The sequence below is a fragment of the Sphingomonas sp. Leaf339 genome (assembly GCF_001426195.1).
In the GTDB taxonomy this organism is placed as follows: domain Bacteria; phylum Pseudomonadota; class Alphaproteobacteria; order Sphingomonadales; family Sphingomonadaceae; genus Sphingomonas.
In genome coordinates this window covers 68664-84582 of sequence record NZ_LMRS01000059.1, presented here as the reverse complement: position 1 = coordinate 84582, position 15919 = coordinate 68664, and the positions used below count along the sequence as shown (strand labels likewise).

Genomic DNA, 15919 nt, shown 5'->3' with positions numbered 1-15919 from the left:
GGCGTCAGAACGCCAAGCGCATGCCCGCCTGCACCGAGCGCGGCGCGCCGGGTGCGTAGAAGGTCGAATTGACCAGCGGCCGCTCGCCGTCGATCACCGGGCCGGCGAATGGCCGCGCGACGAAGTTGCCGGTCGCGTCGAACCCCGTCGCGCCCAGTTGCGCCGCAGTAGCATAGTCCTTGTCGAGTACGTTGCTGATCTGTGCATAGAGCGCGAACCCGGGCGCCGGGCGCACCTCCATCCCGGCGTTCACGACCGCATAGGCGCGGGTCTTGCCCTCGCCGAGATAATAGGTGCCGTCCGGTTCATGATCGCCATTCTCGTTGCCGCGGGCGATCACGCCGGCGCTGGCGACCATGTCGGTGGACACGGTCAGCCAGTGCACCGGGTCGATGGCGACGCCGGCCTTCAGCAGGTGGCGCGAGATCAGCGGGATGCGGTCGCCCCTGACGATGTCGATCTCGCCCTCGAATCCCGGCGCCGGCCCTTCGTTGCTGCTGTTCGCGGAACCATCCACCGTTTCCGGACTGCGATAGGTCGCGTCGAGGAAGGTGTGATGCGCGGTGAGCGTCAGCGGCCCGACCCGGCCGGCGAGGTCGATGTCAACACCCTGCCGCCGCGTCCGGCCGAAATTGCGGAAATAGCCGAAGCCCGCCTGATCGTCGGCGACGAACAGGATGTCGTCGCGGCTGACGGTACGGAACACGCCGACGCGCGCCTGGATGCCGGCAATGGTCAGGTTGATGCCGCCCTCCACGGTCCGCCCCACCACCTGATTCAGCGGCGGATCGCCAGCGAGCGCGTTGGGCAGCCGGCACGGGCTTTCGGGATCGGCGCACCCCAGTTCGATCGCCGACGGCGCGCGGCTGGTCTGCGCGATCGCGACGTCGAACGCCAGCGCCGCGGTCGGCGTCCAGCGCAGCGCCACCGCTGGGTTGAGCCGGTGAAAGCGGTGGTCGCCGTCCAGCGACCCGGTGCCGCCGCCCGGAGTGATCCGGTCGCGATTGCGCACGACGGTGCGGTCGAAACGCGCCGACAGGTCGGCATGCAACGTCGGCGTCAGGTCGATGGCGTCGAGCGCATAGGCGCTGAACACCCGCGTCCGCCCCTTCAGGTCGACCCGCGCGTCGAAGGCATTCTCCGAATCCTGCGTGCCGTCGGCGAACGCGCCGGGGCCGCCGATCGGCACGACGCCGCGATCCGCGGTCAGATAGCCGAACTGCGACGACTGGATGAAATCGGCCCGGCCATCGACATAGGCGAGGCCCAGCGTCAGCCGGTTGATCCCCGCCGTCCAGGCGAGTTCGCCGGTGCCGCCCCATTCGTGCTGTCGCGTCGAGGATCGGTTGGCGAGGCTGTTGCACTTCTCGTTCGGCTCGCTGTCGAGCAGTGCATTGGCGATGCAGCGCCAGCGCGGGAAGGGCGTGTTCGCCTGAGTCTCGCCCGCCAGCGGGAAGCCGGTGAACCCGGCGCGGGTCAGCGCCGCCCGCTCCACGGCGCTCGGCTGGTACAGGTTCTCGCCCAGCGCATCGTCGTTGATGTCGCCGTTGAAGGTGCGCGTGCGGATGTTGCGGTAAAAGGCGTTGGTATTGAGCGTCAGCCGGTCGGATAGGTCATGCGCCAGCGTCAGGTTGCCGCTCCACGCGCGGTTCCGCGTGGTGTCGGGGTGCGTGTAGACGCTGCTCCGGTCCCGCTCCAGCAGGCGCAATTCCTGCAAGCCGTTGCCGTTGAGGTTGGTGTCGGCAAAGCTGCCCGACAGCGCGATATCGGTGCGATCGTCAGCCCACCCGACCTTGCCGAACAGCTGCCCGGCGCGCGACGGCGAGACATCGCGCCAGCCGTTCTCGGCAAAATAGTCGGCGGACCCGAACCAGTGGAAGCCGCCCCGTGCCTGGCCGCCGACCGTGGCGCGGGCGATCCTGCGGCGGAAGCTGCCATAGCTGACGTCGGCGGTCATGCCGGGGTGGCTGCGCCCGTCCTTGGTCTGCACGACGAGCGCGCCGCCCAGCGAGTTGCGCCCGAACAGCGGGTTCGATCCCGACACCACCGTGGTCGAGCGGATCGCCGAGGTCGGGATCAGATCCCAGCTGACGACGTCGCCGAACGGCTGGTTGACCCGGACGCCGTCGACATAGACCGACAGCCCCTGCGGCGTGCCGAGCAGCGGCGAGGCGGTGAAGCCGCGATAGGTGATGTCGGGTTGCAGCGGATTGCCCTGAACCTCGTTGACGAACACGCCGCCGACGGTGCGGCGCAGGTAATCGGTCAGGTCAACGGCATGCGCCGCGACGAGTTGTTCGTCCGACACGTGCTGCGCGGGCAATCGGACAACGTCCTCGCCGGCATCGAGCAGCGGCGTCGCCACCACGACGATGTCGCCGCCCCCGTCGCGGGCAGAATCGACGGTCTGCGCTGCCGCTGGCGTGGTGACCACTGCGGCGCAGAGCAGCCAATGAGCGTGCAAAATCGTCTCTCCCCTCGAGATCTGTGTTGCTAGCTTAGCAACGTTGGATGCGGGGATGCTGAGAGGAATCTCAGGATGCCATCGTGCCTTCGGCCGAAGGTTCTATCAGTTACATGATTTTTGTGCGCACCCCTAACCAGAGCGTCCGCGGTGTCGCGCGTTCGACGATGTTGGCGCCGCTGATTCCCACCTCGACCCGCGCGTCCAACACGTTCTCCGCCCGCACCTCGATCGTCAGCCCATGGGTCAGGGGCAATGCGGCGAAGCCGTCCAGCGTCGTCGCGGGGGCGAGGCTGCGGCTGTTCTGGTCGTCGTCGAACTGGCGGGCGACGTGCCGCACTGTGGCGGACAGCGCGGCGCCACCCCGGCGCCAGCCCAGCGTCCCCGACAGCGCGTCGCGCGGCGTCTGCGCCGGGCGCAGGCCGTTGAGCGCCACCGCGGCACCCGACGCCCTGACCCGCGCATCGACGTGGCTCCACGATGCCAGCGCGCCGAAGGCGCCCAGCGTATAGCGCGCGTCGACCTCGACACCGGTCGACCGGATCGCGTCCAGATTGCGCCGCACCCGGGATGCGCTGGTCGGCGTCGACGACAGGGTCACGTTGGCGATCGCATCGTCCAGCCGGTTGTGGAAGACCGTCGCCGCGAGGCTGGCACCGGCGAACGGGGCCAGCGTCACGCCGCCCTCGACGCCGGTCAACCGCTCCGGTGACAGCGCGGCATTCGCGGCGGTCGTGTCGTTGCCGACGCGGAACGGGCGGTAGAGTTCGTTGAGCGTCGGCAGCCGCCAGCCGCGATAGCCTGCGGCGCGCAGCGTCACCGCCGGGACCGGGCGATAGGCCGCGCCGATCCGCCCGGTGAATTCGCTGCCGTCACGGTCTGCGAAACGGTTATCGGTTAGCGCCGCGCCACCGGCGATCGGCCGCTCGCTGAGGTAACCACCGTCGATCCGCCACCAATCGACGCGCGCCGCACCGGTCAAGGTCAGGTCGCCGATCGGCACGCTGCCGTCGGCGAACAGGCCGGCGGTCCGGGTCGATCCACCCGCGTCGCGCCGCCGCGTCGGGGCGGCGTTGACGAAGGTGAACAGCTCCTGCGTCTTGCCCGACACGTCGCGGATGTCCGCGCCCAGCCGCAGGTCGACGAACCCGCCGAGCGGCGGCTGCACCTCGATCCGCGCGCCGAGGCCCGTTGCTGGGGTGTTATACTGGTCGAGCGACTGGCTGACCGTCGTTCGGGTCGCGTTGACGCTGGCGAAGCTCGACGCGAAGGCGCGAGTCTGCAGATAGCCGAGCGCCGACCAGCCCCAGGCTCCCCGCCCGACGAGGCGCAGGCTGGCGTCCGCCCCTTTCGAGCGGTTGGCAGTGAACGCCGTGCCGCGCTCGCGGGTGTCGGTGAAAGCGCTGACATTGGCCTGCACTTCGGTCGAGGGGGCGATCGTCACCACGGTGCGGAGCGCGCCGGATGCCTGTTCGTAGGGTGCCGGGCGATCGACCGGGCCGCGGCTCTCCGCCACCGTCGGTACGAAACCGTCGCCGCGGGCATAGGCCGCCGACAGCGTCGCGAAGCCGCCGTCGCGCACCAGCGCTGCCGACCCTTGAGCCTCGACCGAATCGCGGCTGCCGTAGACGACGCTCGCCACCAGCGGCGCGATCTGGTCGGGCGTTGCGCTGTCGAGTTCCACCGCGCCGGCGAGCGCGCCCGGCCCGAAATAGCCGCTGCCGCCGCCCCGCGTCACCCGCACCTGCCCCAGCCGGCCGGTCGCATAGGCCGGAAACGCGACCCAGCCGCCGAACGGATCGGCCTGCGGCACGCCGTCGAGGATCAGCAGCGCGCGGCTCGACGCGTTGCCGCCGATGCCACGCAGGGTGATGCCCTGACTGGTCGGATTGGCAGAGCGGCTGTCGGAGCGGCGGAATTGCTGGAGGCCGGCGACGTCGGCGAGCACGCTTTCCAGCCGTTGGCTGGCGTTGGCCTGCAACCGGTCGCGATCGATGGTGACGATGTCGAAGGCGCGCTCGCCGGGCGACACCGGCAGGCCGCGCCCGGTCACGACGATGTACTCGTCGGTAATTTGCCCCTTCGAGTTTTTCTGCCCATCTAACGTTTGACAGGTAGCTGGTGTAGTGACCGACATGCTGATTAAGGTCGATAGGGCGATACGCTTTTGCATAACTCTTCAGAGTCCGCGAAGCTTACGAATGCTATAGAACCTTAGGTCGGTGAAATGATCTTGGTTCGGCCTAATTCCGCGGAAGGGGCATTCGGCTTTTAAGTCCGAGCCACGCTAGTCTTTTTTGGGTGGAGACCCGCCTGTCTGCTTTAGATTTTAAGAATGTTGAAATCGGACGTTCGTTCAGCTTCAGATCCCGCAAAATCGGAAACGCTAAAGCGTCGTTCGACTGAAAAAGTCGCTGATGGAGCCGTCGAAATGGGCGTTCATCATCGCCACCGCGGCAACGGTGTCGCGGTCGGCGATGGCGTTGGCGATGGATCGGTGATGCGCGAGCATCACATCCTGTTGCTCGATGTCGGTCCGGGTCCGCCATGCCGTCGGCACGGCAACCAGCATCAACGCCTCGAACGATCGCACGATCTGCAGGAACAGGGCATTGCCGCTCGCCTGCGCGATCGCCTGGTGGAACGCGATGTCGTGCCGCGTTCGCGCGTCGAGATCGTTGCGATCGACGATCATCGCTGCGGCCAGACCGGTGATCCGGCGCACATCGCTGTCGCTGCGATGATGCGCGGCGAGTTCGGCCGTGCGCAGTTCGAGCGTGCGCCGCACATCCCACACATCGGGAACCGAGATCTGGTCGGTCGCGACGGCATGGTCGAGCGAAGCGCTCATCACCGTCCCGTCGATCGCCGCGACGCGCGCGCGGCGGCCATTGGCGACGTCGATCTGGCGCAGCGCGGCCAATGCCCCGAACGCCTCGCGCATGACGGCGCGGCTGACTCCGAGGTCGGCGGCAAAATGGCCTTCGCCGGGCAGGGTGTCGCCCGGTTTCATGTTGTTCGACCGGATGTGATCGCGCACGCGGCGTACGGCCTGATCGACGAGGCTGCCGCCGATTGCGGTTACGACGGTCACGCCGCCATCGCCCCGGCGCGCAGACGCGAGGGGACGACACCGTAGCGACGCGAGAAGGCGCGGGTGAAGCTCGCATTGCTGAGATAGCCGCAGGCATAGCCGACCGACGAGACGGGCAAATCGGTCGCCAATAGCATCTGTCTTGCGCCGCCAAGCCGCCGTTCGGCGATCGCATCGGCGACGCTGACTCCAAACATCGCGCGGAACCCGCTCGTGAGTTTGACGCGGTTGACGCCGCAGGTCCCCGCGATCGTGTCGAGCGTCAGTTTCTCGCGCCAATGCTGGTCGATGATATCGCGTGCATGGACGATCCGACGCGTATCGCGCTCGGACAAGGCGGCGTTGGCATTGGCGGGCACCAAGGCGCCACCGAGCAGCGCTGCGATGCTTTGACACAGCAATTCGGTGCTCTTGGCACCCCGCAATGTGATCCCGGCAGCGCCTTCCAGCGTGCAATCGCGAACTGCCAGCGCAATCGCGCGCAGGTCGCTGGGAAGGTGATAGGTTGCCGGCAGGGTAGGGATCTGGCCAAACAAGCGGCGGCACGCATCCTCGGTAACGCACAACCGCAACGCGGCCGTATCGCTCGATGGGTCAGCCTCCTGGATTGCGATGATCGGCATCTCGCCAAGGCTGAAGGCCAGCATAAGCGATGCGTCGAGCGGCGGGTCGGTTACGCCGGGTCCCACGATTGCCATCATCTCGGGCGACATCGGTATGCGTTCCATCTCGCCACTCCTCGACAAAGCCCATAGAGCTATCGGATAGGTTGATCAACTGCTCTCTTATAGGTCGGCCTTATAGTGATCGGTCGGCGCCATCGGCGCGCGGCGCATCGCGATATAGAATGAGCCAAGCGCCGCGATGCTCGTCGTCACGCCGACGATCGTCAGGCTGATTGCAAGATGCTGCTCGCCGCCGAGCAATAGGCTGACCCAGCCGACCAGCGGCGGTGCGAGGCCGTAGCCGATCAAGCCGGCAAAGGCGATGAACGCGCCGAGGCACAGGCCGCGCAGGTCGTTGGGCAGCATCACCGTGATCGCGACCGAGGTGATCAGCCCGGTGATCGTGCCAGCGAGCATCAGTGTCCCGAGCGCGATTGCAAAGACCGGAACCGATCCGCTGAGCGGAAACAAGGCCGCCGGAATGCCGATCACCGCCGCGCCGACAGCGCCGATCAGCAGCCCGCCGCGCCGTCCGCTATTCTGCCCAAGGTCCGCGACGATCCCGCCGAGCAACGCGCCGATGACACCAGTGCCGAGCAGCAACGCGCCCATCCAGCCCCCGAACTGTTGCGGCGTCAGGTGAAAATAGCGGGTCAGCATCGGCGCGGCCCAGATACCGGCCGCCGCGTCGGCCATCACCACCGATACCTGGCCCATGAACAGCGGGATCAGGAAGGCGCGGCGCGCCCACAGTTGATGGGCAACGACGCGAAAGGCCGCACGCGGGCCAGCCGCGACCTCGAGCCGCACCGGCTCCGCGAGCAGCAACAGCGGCAGGCTGGCGAGCGCGGCAACCGCGGCGAGCGCGATATGCGTCGCGCGCCATGGCAGCCCGGTTCCCAGCAGGGTGAAGCCGCCGGAGAACAGGCCGAACAGCCATCCGACGAGTGCAAAGGCGCAGGCGACGCCGAGCGATTTCCCCAGCGTGACGAGCAACATCGCGCGCCCGCGCTGCGCCGGCGCGCACATGTCGGCCGCCAGCGACAAGGCCGCAGTGAGCCCGCCGGTGGTCGCGATGCCGGTCATCATCCGCGCGACGAACAAGGTCGGCACATTGCCGGCGATCGCGGTCAGCAGCGATCCGCACACCGCCACGGCCGAAAACAGCAACAGCAGCCGCATCCTGTTCCAGCGATCGACCAGAATGCCGATCGGGATCGAGAACAGTACCAGCGGCACCGCCGCGCTGCCGCCCTGGATCAGGCCGAGCGTAACGTCGCTCAGCCCCAGTTCGGCCTTGGCGCCTTCCTGCACGGTGCTGAACGAGCCCATCTGCGCGAAGCCGACCGCCATTGCGAGCCCGAGCACCAACAGGCCGGGGACGGCGCGACCGAACGGCCGGTCGATGACACGCTCGTTCATAAAGAAAAGATCTTGCCGGGGTTGAACAGGTCCTGCGGATCGAGCGCCCGCTTCAGCGTCCGCATCACATCCACCGCATCGCCGAGCTCGGCGACCAGCCAGTCCTGCTTGCCGAGGCCGATGCCATGTTCGCCGGTGCAGGTGCCCTCCATCAGCAGCGCGCGCTGGACCAGCCGGGCGTTGATCGCCTCGACCTCGCGCAACTCTTCCAACGAGTTCGGGTCCATCGAGAAGATCACGTGGAAGTTGCCGTCGCCGACATGGCCGAGGATCGTGGCGGGGACCGTGCCCGCCTCGAGATCGCGCTTCGTCTCAAGGATGCATTCGGGCAAGCGGCTGATCGGGACGCAGACATCGGTGGTCCAGCCGACCGCACCGGGGCGGACGTTGACCGCGGCGTAATAGGCTTCGTGTCGCGCCTTCCACAGCTTGGCGCGCTCCTCGGGCAGGTTGGACCACTGGAACTCGCCACCGCCGTTCGCCTCGGCCAGATCGCGCACCAGCGTGACCTGTTCCGCCACCCCGGCCGGCGAGCCATGGAATTCGAAGAACAACGTCGTCACCTCGGGATAGCCGAGCCTCGACCAGGCGTTGACCGCCGCCATCTGCTTGTCGTCGAGGATCTCGACGCGGGCGAGCGGGACGCCGCACTGGATCGCCTGCACGACGGTATCGACCGCGCCCTGCAGGCTGTCGAAGCCACAGACCGCCGAACTGATCGTTTCGGGAATCGGGTGCAGCCGCAGCGTCACCTCTGTAATAATGCCGAGCGTGCCCTCCGACCCAACGAACAGGCGCGTCAGATCATAGCCCGCCGCCGATTTTCGCGCGCGGGTGGCGGTCTTGATCGCCTTGCCGTCGGGCGTGACGACGGTCAGCGACAGTACCGCTTCGCGCATCGTGCCATAGCGCACCGCGTTCGTGCCGCTGGCACGCGTTGACGCCATGCCCCCGATCGTGGCGTTCGCGCCGGGATCGATCGGGAAGAACAGGCCCATGTCTCGCAGATGCAGGTTCAGTTCCTCACGGCGCACTCCGGCCTGCACCGTGCAGTCGAAATCCTCGGCATGGACCGCGACGATCTCGGTCATCCGCGAGAGGTTGACGCTGACACCGCCGCGCACCGCCAGCGCATTGCCCTCGATCGACGTACCGGCGCCGTAGGGAATGATCGGCACGCCGGCCGCGGTGCACATCCGCACCAGATCGACCACCTCGTCGGTCGACCCCGCATAGACCACGGCATCGGGCGCCATCGGCGCGAAATGCGCTTCGCTCGCGCCGTGCTGGGCAAGCGCCGCGGCGCCCATGTCGAGCGCATCGCCGAAGCGCTGCCGCAGCGCCGCGACGAAGCCGGGATCGAGCGGCGGGCGCGTTAAAGTAACGTCGATATGCATGAAGTCGTCCTTTGCCCGGGCGGCAGGGTCAAAAACGCAGCGCCGCTTCCAGGCCGATCGTGCGCGGCTGGATATAGGCGGCGCCGTACACCTGTCCGGCGGTGTTGCTCGGCGCGAGACCGGCCGGCGCGACGACGGTGATCGCACGCTTGTCGGTCAGGTTGCGCGCGAAGGCCGAGAGAGACCAGGCGCCGTAGCCAATTCCCGCGCGCAGATCGAAGGTGGTGTAGGCGTTCAGCCGCTTGGGGAATCGCTGGCTGTAATCGGAATTGCGATTGCCGATATAGTTCACGCTGCCGCCGATGTTGGCCTTCATCTCTCCGCTGAGTGGAATGCCATAGTCGGCGGTGAGCGATCCGGCGAGCCGCGGGACGTAGGGCAGGCGGTCGCTATTGAGCCCGCCGGCTGCCGGTGCCGCGGTCACCAGCTTGGCATCGGTGTAGCCGGCATTGAGGCCGAAGTTCAGGCCGGTGACCGGACGATAGCGGATCGTCGCCTCGGCCCCTTGGCTCCGCGCCTTGCCGCCGTTGACGAAGAAGTTGAACCCGGCCGCGCTGGTCTGGATCTGGATGTCCTTCCAGTTGGTGTAGAACAAGGCGGCATCAATGCTCAGCTTGCGGTCGGCGGTCTGCCCCTTGAAGCCGATCTCATATTGTGTCAGCTGGTCGGGCGCGAAGGTGTCGGGCGCGACGAAGACGTTGGGCGGTGGCACGGCGTTCGGCCCGCCGGGGCGATAGCCCGAGGCGACGCGGCCATAGATCATCGCATTGTCCGACAGCTTGTAGCGCGGCGAGACAAGGTAGGTGGCGATGTCGGCCTTTTCCTTGCCGGTGTTGATGCGGCGGGGGCCGATGATCAGTCCGCTATAGTCCTGGAAATAGTCCTGATCGTCATGGCTGTAGCGGATGCCGCCGAGCAGATCGAATTTGTCGCCGAGATGCAGCGTCGCATTGCCGAACACCGAATATTCCTCATATTTCGAGAGGATCGCCGCGGTCACGAGATTGGGCAGCGGGAGCGCCGCCCCGTTCGTCGTCAGGAACGGATCGAAGCTCGGGATCCGGTTCGAATCCTGCTCGTGCGTCCAGTAGAAGCCGGCCTGCAGATCGATCAGCCCGTTGCCGACGCCATCGGCACTGGCGCGGACTTCCTCCGACCAGCGCTCGCTGCGCGTGTTCTGGTTCTGGCGCACGCCGAGCGTCGGGATCCCGAACAGCCCGCCGAGCAGCGCCCCGAAGCTGCGCGTCGCGTCGGACACCTGGCGGAACGACGTATGCTGATACGTCGTCGACGAGACGACGTTGATCGCGCCGAGATCGGCGCGCAGCGTGGCATTGTAGAGGCGGAACTGGGTGAAGCCGCTCTCCGCCACGTTGCGGTTCTGCGTCAGCCGGCCGAACAGCGGCTGGAGCGTCACGGCGTCGACGTCGACGGTGTTGAGTCCGCGCGTCGAGGTATCCTGGCCGATTGCCGACAGGTCGAGCCGCACGTTGGGCCCAAGCTTCATCGCGAGCACCGCGCGCCCGCCGCGCACCGTTGCGCGGTTGATGTCGCTGCGGCCGATGCGCGCGTTGACGTTGTCGATATAACCGGCGTCGCGCCGATAGAAGCCGCTGACATGGAAGGTCAGCTGATCGGTGACGAGCGGGACGTTGAGCACGCCGCGACCGGCATAACCGACGCCGCCATGCGCGACTTCGGTAACCCCGCCGGACACGCGCCCGCCGAGCTCGGTGAAGCTGGGCGATGCCGTCACGAACTTGAGCAGGCCGCCGACGGCGCCCGCACCGTAGAGCGTTCCCTGCGGGCCCTTCAGCACTTCGATCTGCGCCAGATCCGACGGATCGAGATCGGGCGTCGTGGTGCTGCCACCGGTATAGGCGTTGACCGATCCGATCGGCGCCTCATCGACATAGTAGCCTGTCGAGGATGCTGACTGTGCCGCGCCAGTGGTGATGCCGCGGAGCGTGACCTGCGTCTGTCCGGTGCGGACCGAGGTTAGCGACAGGCCGGGCACGCGCGTCGCGTAATCGGAGAATTGGACGACGCCCTGCTTGGTGAGATCGGTCGCGGTGACGACCGAGACGGAGGCTGGCACGTCGCGAAGCCGCTCGCTGCGCTTTTGCGCGGTGACGACGATATCCGCGGTTTCGCTGGTGTCCGACGCCGGCGTCGCCTGCGCCGCGGTCGTGTCCTGCGCCGTGGCAGCGACCGGCACGAGGATCGCGAACGCTACGCCGGTCAGTAGTGCGCGCGAGGTGAAGTTATGAGCGCCTGACATTGTCTCTCTCCCGTGAAGATGCTGTGCTGCACCCGTCTTTTGTTTTTGACCTATCAGGTAGGTAGAGACGTCCTATCAGATAGGATCGGGAGTGCACACGGGAACAGTGTGCCGATCGGATGCCAGATTGTGCAGAGATGCGAGCGGGAGGGCAGTGGTCGCCAAGCGCGCACGGCGTCCTGGAACGGGAGTCGTGTCGGCGCAGGCCAGCACCGGACCTAGCGGATACGCGCGGGCTTCCGGGTCAGGCCAGGAACGGCGCCGCAGGCATGGACGGTTCCGAAACGGCTTCCCCGCGCTCCAATTGGTATACCTGCCGGGTATCCGCATCGAACGCGGCCCACGGCAGATAGCCGTCGGTCGCGAAGCGAACCCACAAGGCGTGAACGCGCGTCGCCAGATCCTGCGGCGGTGCGGTGCCGGTAAGGCCTTCGGGACCGGTCGTGATCGCGAGCGAGTCGAACACGAAGGGCAATTCCATGCCGTGCGCTGCACCGAGCCCGCCGCCCGCCGGGGACTGCCAGTCGAACTCGTACATATGCGTGCGACCCCGATGCGCCGCAGCATAGACCCGCGCCGGCCAGCGAAACACAAGATCGGTGGTGGCATCGACGAACACGTCGCCGATCGGCCTCCGCCCCGCGCCATACGCCTTCAGGACGCCCCACGCGCGCGGCATCGATTTGCGCAGCACGACCCAGGCGAGCCATCGCCGCATCTTCGCCTTCACGCCGGTCGGCACGAAATAGAGGTTCATCTCCTGAGCATTGCTGCCGATCAACAGCTGGACATCGGCGCCGGCGCCCTTTTGCAACGCGGCGACCGGCGTGTCGGGCAGAACGTCATCGCCGAACACTGGCACGAACCGGCTGATGCCGAACACCGGCTCGCGACCCTTTGCATCGCGCAGGTCGATGCGGGCGGTCGGTTTGGCCACCGCCTCGACCGCATCGAGACCCGCTTCGGAATCCACGCTGCGGATACCCGCCGCATCGGGCGAGACCTTCAAGATGCCCGCGATCTTCTTCACCAGCCGCTGCGCCACGGACATGTCGCGGACCATCGCGCCGTGGCCGCTCTGCACGATCGCACGGCCGAACAGCCCTCGTGCCAAGGGCGACGCGATCAGGTCGGCGACCGCCATTGCGCCTGCGGATTCGCCGAACACCGTGACGTTGCCGGGATCGCCGCCGAACACCGCGATGTTGTCGCGCACCCAGATGAGTGCAGCGATCATGTCGCGCAGCCCGAGGTTGGTCGGGACGCCCGGGATCGGCAGGAAGCCGTCGATGCCCAGCCGGTAGTTGATCGCGACATAGACGATGCCGTCGCGCGCGAAGGTCGTGCCGTCCTGCACCGACGCATCCTTGCTGCCCACGACGAAGCCGCCGCCGTGGATGAACACCATCACGGGGCGCGCTGCCGCATCGACCGGCGTATGCACGTTGAGCGTCAGATAATCGTCGCCGCGGGCCCGCCCGTCCCCGACCAACGGGATGACGTCGAGACCGGGAAAGTCCCTGATCCGCTGTGGGGCGCTCGCCCCGCGCAGCGTCGCCTCGCGCTCGCCGGTCCAGGGCTCGACCGGTTGGGGGGCGGCAAAGCGCAGCGCGCCCACCGGTGGCGCGGCGTAGGGGATCGCAAAGAAGCTCCGCACGCTGCCATTCCGCGTGCCGCGCAGGCTGCCCGTGCTCAATACGACGCGCTCGTCAGTGCTCATCCTGCATCCCATCGTTGTCTTCGTTGCGTCGCGCTTGGCGACGGACCTGCTTCCCCGGTGATTACGGGGGCAAGATCGTTGCCGACGCTATCGACGCCTGTCGATCGACAGGCCAGCTACCGTTCCGCCAGATCAAACCTAACTGCCGATCTGCATCATTGCGATTGAGGAAGACTCCGGTTGCGAAGGACTACCGCCAACCCTCCCAATGCCGGACATGGCGGCGGGACAGGGCGGCAATGTCGTTCACCCCCGCCAACGCCATGGTGCGTTGAAACTCATCGCCGAGGATCGTCAGCACACGATCGACCCCGGCCTCGCCGGCGGCGGCCAGGCCGTACAGATACGGGCGCCCGATCGAGCAGGCGGTCGCCCCCAGCGCGAGCGCCTTGACGACGTCCGAGCCGCGCCGGATGCCGCCATCGCAGATCACGTCGGGCGCATCGCCGACCGCCGCACGTACGGCATCGATCTGGTCGATCGGGGCGGGGGCTCCATCGAGCTGCCGGCCGCCGTGGTTGGAGATTATCACGCCGGTCGCGCCCGACGCGATCGAGCGGCGGGCGTCTTCAGGGGTCATGACGCCCTTGATCGCGAGCGGCCCGTTCCACTGGCTCGCCAGCCATTCGACGTCGCGCCATCCGACCGAGCGATCGAATTGCGCGCCGATATAGTCGAACAGGCTCATCGGCCCCGAGGCGAGCGCGTCGACCTTGTGGCTGACATTCGCCAGGTTGAACTTCGACCCCGTCAGCGCGGGAAGCGACCAGGACGGGTGGAGCGCGAAGCTCAGCAGCGACTTGGGCGTGAGCTTGGCGGGCAGGGAGAAGCCGCTGACCCGGTCGCGTTCGCGATTTCCCGCGACGGGTGTATCGACGGTCAGCGCAAGGCCGTGGAACCCGGCCTCCTTGCAGCGCGCGACGAATTCGGCCGTCAGCCCGCGATCCTTGAAGATGTAGATCTGGAAGACCTTCGGCCCGGCGAAGGCCTGTGCGAGCGCCTCGAGTCGTGTCGTGCCCATCGTCGACAAGCTGTAGAGGAGGCCGTGCTTCGCCGCCGCGCGCGCCACGGCGAGCTCGGCATGGCCGTGGAACATGCGCGTGAGCCCGGTGGGGGACAGCATCAGCGGCCACCGCGACGTCTGTCCGAAGATCTGGGTTTCGGTCCGGATCGCCGACACGTCGTTCAGCACGTCGGGGACGAGTTCGTAGCGCGCAAAGGCGCTGACGTTGCGCCGCAACGACACCTCGTCGTCGGCGCCGCCATCGATGTAATCGAAGATCGGCCGCGGGAGCCGGCGGCTGGCCATCCGACGGAGATCGGCCACATTGTTCGCACGTTGTATTTGCATCGGGCTTCCCGGCTATTGGCTCTTTGTCGGCATTTCGGATGTCGGGTCAGGATGACGATCGTTCATGCGAAGTCGCTTGCCGTAAGCGCGACCTGCCCGTTGAGGCGGGTGATCATGGTGGGGGGCGAACCGCCATCGAGGTTGATCTCAACGCGCGTCTCGCCGTTCTCGTATCGGACGCGGATTTGGCCGGCGCCGCTGAACGGCGCCGCGCCCACGAACGCCAACCGACGCAACGGAGAGAGGGCGGAAAGGACGATCCGGTCGCCCTCCGATTGTGAGAAATCAGTGATCCGGTCTTCGGTCGCCGCGGTTATTCCGCTGTCGGTGCGGTTGAGATAGACGAAGGCGTCTGCTCCCGCACCGCCGGTCAGCACGTCTGCGCCGCCGTGTCCGATCAACCGGTCCTTGCCGCCCAGCCCCTGAAGCCACTCCGCCCCGGCGCTGCCATCGACGGTCAGCGGAAGCTTGCCCGCAGGGCCATAACCCGGTGCGATCGAGTCGCCCGTCTGGAATTGCTGGCTCAGCGCGGCCGTCGCGGCCGCCTGATCCGCTGCGGACAGCCAGTCAGGCAGCCCGAGCGCAGCCGCATAGGTCGTCGGGTAATGCGCCGCGATCCCGTCGAGCGCCGCGCCCAGGCCGCGCAAGCCGCTGAACGCCGGGAGATACGTGTTGATGCCGATCCGCACCACGCCATTCAGCAGGACCGGATCGTTCGAAGCGGTGAAATCGACCATCCGGGCGGCGGCCAGCGTCGGATCGACCCCGAAATGCGCCGCTGCCGACGCCAGCCAGTTGGGCGAGCCGAAGCCGAGGAAGTCGGCGCGCGCATCGGTTGCGGCCGCCCCGTGGGTCGCGAGCGAATAAGCGAGAATATATTGCGTGTAGCCCGTTCCCAGCGAATGCCCGGTGACGTGGATACGCGCGTTCGCGTAGCGCGGGTCGTTCCAGAGCTGTTCGAAGACATTCGTCGCCCGCGTGGCCTCGTCGAGCGGGATACCGGCGAGAATGGCCTCGCCCTGGACGGCATCGAGCCCTTGCGCGCCCGCGAACGCGACGATCACGTCGGTGATCCGCCCGTTCGCATCGACCTTCTCGACGATGCCGTCGAAGAAATCGCCGTCGCTCGTGCGGTCGATCCGCGCATTGGCATAGCCGCCGCCGAGCACGATCGGGGTCTGGAGCACCTGCCAATAGGCGCCGAACCAGACGCGATCCTGCAAGGTGACGTGGGTCGGGAGACCGCATCCGCCCGTGCCGGGGGCCGGATCGGTCGCACCCGCCGAAGCGGTCAGCGCGGTACAGGCGGCGGTGCCGGGCGTTGCGTCGGACGCCGGGGCGGGCAAGGCGACCGTTGCGATGGTCGCCGTGCCGCTGACGACGGCAAAATCGGGCTTGAGCGGACCTAGCTTGACCCCGGCGGATAGGCCGAGCGTCGCTGCCCCCGCTACACCGATCCCCGCGATGAGCAGTGCGGGCATCAAGGCCTTGGTCATAACCGTCTCCCTACGCGCAAAGCCCCCCG

10 protein-coding genes are annotated in these 15919 nt (G+C 67.3%); all 10 read right to left on the bottom strand.

Translation table 11 applies throughout. The features are described from left to right. Nucleotides 1-4 precede the first annotated feature (4 nt). Nucleotides 5-2464 (bottom strand): TonB-dependent receptor, encoded by a 2460-nt coding sequence (locus tag ASG67_RS17080; RefSeq protein WP_235535274.1) that lies wholly within the window; start codon nucleotides 2462-2464, stop codon nucleotides 5-7. Nucleotides 2465-2573: 109 nt separating this feature from the next. Next, on the bottom strand, nucleotides 2574-4637 hold the full coding sequence (locus ASG67_RS17075; RefSeq protein WP_414887716.1) for a TonB-dependent receptor: 2064 nt from the start codon (nucleotides 4635-4637) through the stop codon (nucleotides 2574-2576). Between the two features lie 213 nt (nucleotides 4638-4850). Beyond that, on the bottom strand, nucleotides 4851-5558 hold the full coding sequence (locus tag ASG67_RS17070) for a FadR/GntR family transcriptional regulator (protein ID WP_056532643.1): 708 nt from the start codon (nucleotides 5556-5558) through the stop codon (nucleotides 4851-4853). Next, on the bottom strand, nucleotides 5555-6286 hold the full coding sequence (locus ASG67_RS17065; protein ID WP_056532640.1) for a helix-turn-helix transcriptional regulator: 732 nt from the start codon (nucleotides 6284-6286) through the stop codon (nucleotides 5555-5557). The genes ASG67_RS17070 and ASG67_RS17065 overlap by 4 nt, the downstream gene beginning before the upstream one ends. A 57-nt stretch (nucleotides 6287-6343) precedes the next feature. Next, entirely contained in the window at nucleotides 6344-7645 is a 1302-nt protein-coding gene (locus tag ASG67_RS17060; protein ID WP_056532637.1) for an MFS transporter, read from the bottom strand. After that, complete coding sequence (locus ASG67_RS17055; RefSeq protein ID WP_056532634.1) at nucleotides 7642-9042, bottom strand: FAD-binding oxidoreductase; 1401 nt, start codon at nucleotides 9040-9042, stop codon at nucleotides 7642-7644. Before ASG67_RS17055 ends, ASG67_RS17060 begins: the two co-directional genes overlap by 4 nt. A gap of 28 nt (nucleotides 9043-9070) precedes the next feature. Then, nucleotides 9071-11323 (bottom strand): TonB-dependent receptor, encoded by a 2253-nt coding sequence (locus ASG67_RS17050; protein ID WP_056532631.1) that lies wholly within the window; start codon nucleotides 11321-11323, stop codon nucleotides 9071-9073. Nucleotides 11324-11567: 244 nt separating this feature from the next. Beyond that, nucleotides 11568-13043: a carboxylesterase/lipase family protein gene (locus ASG67_RS17045; RefSeq protein WP_056532628.1), complete on the bottom strand. Its 1476-nt coding sequence runs from the start codon at nucleotides 13041-13043 to the stop codon at nucleotides 11568-11570. Between the two features lie 190 nt (nucleotides 13044-13233). Continuing rightward, nucleotides 13234-14394, bottom strand: coding sequence for an alpha-hydroxy acid oxidase (locus ASG67_RS17040; protein ID WP_056532625.1), 1161 nt, complete (start codon nucleotides 14392-14394; stop codon nucleotides 13234-13236). Nucleotides 14395-14456: 62 nt separating this feature from the next. After that, nucleotides 14457-15890 carry a M10 family metallopeptidase C-terminal domain-containing protein gene (locus ASG67_RS17035; RefSeq protein WP_056532622.1) on the bottom strand — a complete coding sequence of 478 codons (1434 nt, stop codon included), beginning with the start codon at nucleotides 15888-15890 and terminating at the stop codon, nucleotides 14457-14459. Between the last annotated feature and the right edge of the window lie 29 nt (nucleotides 15891-15919).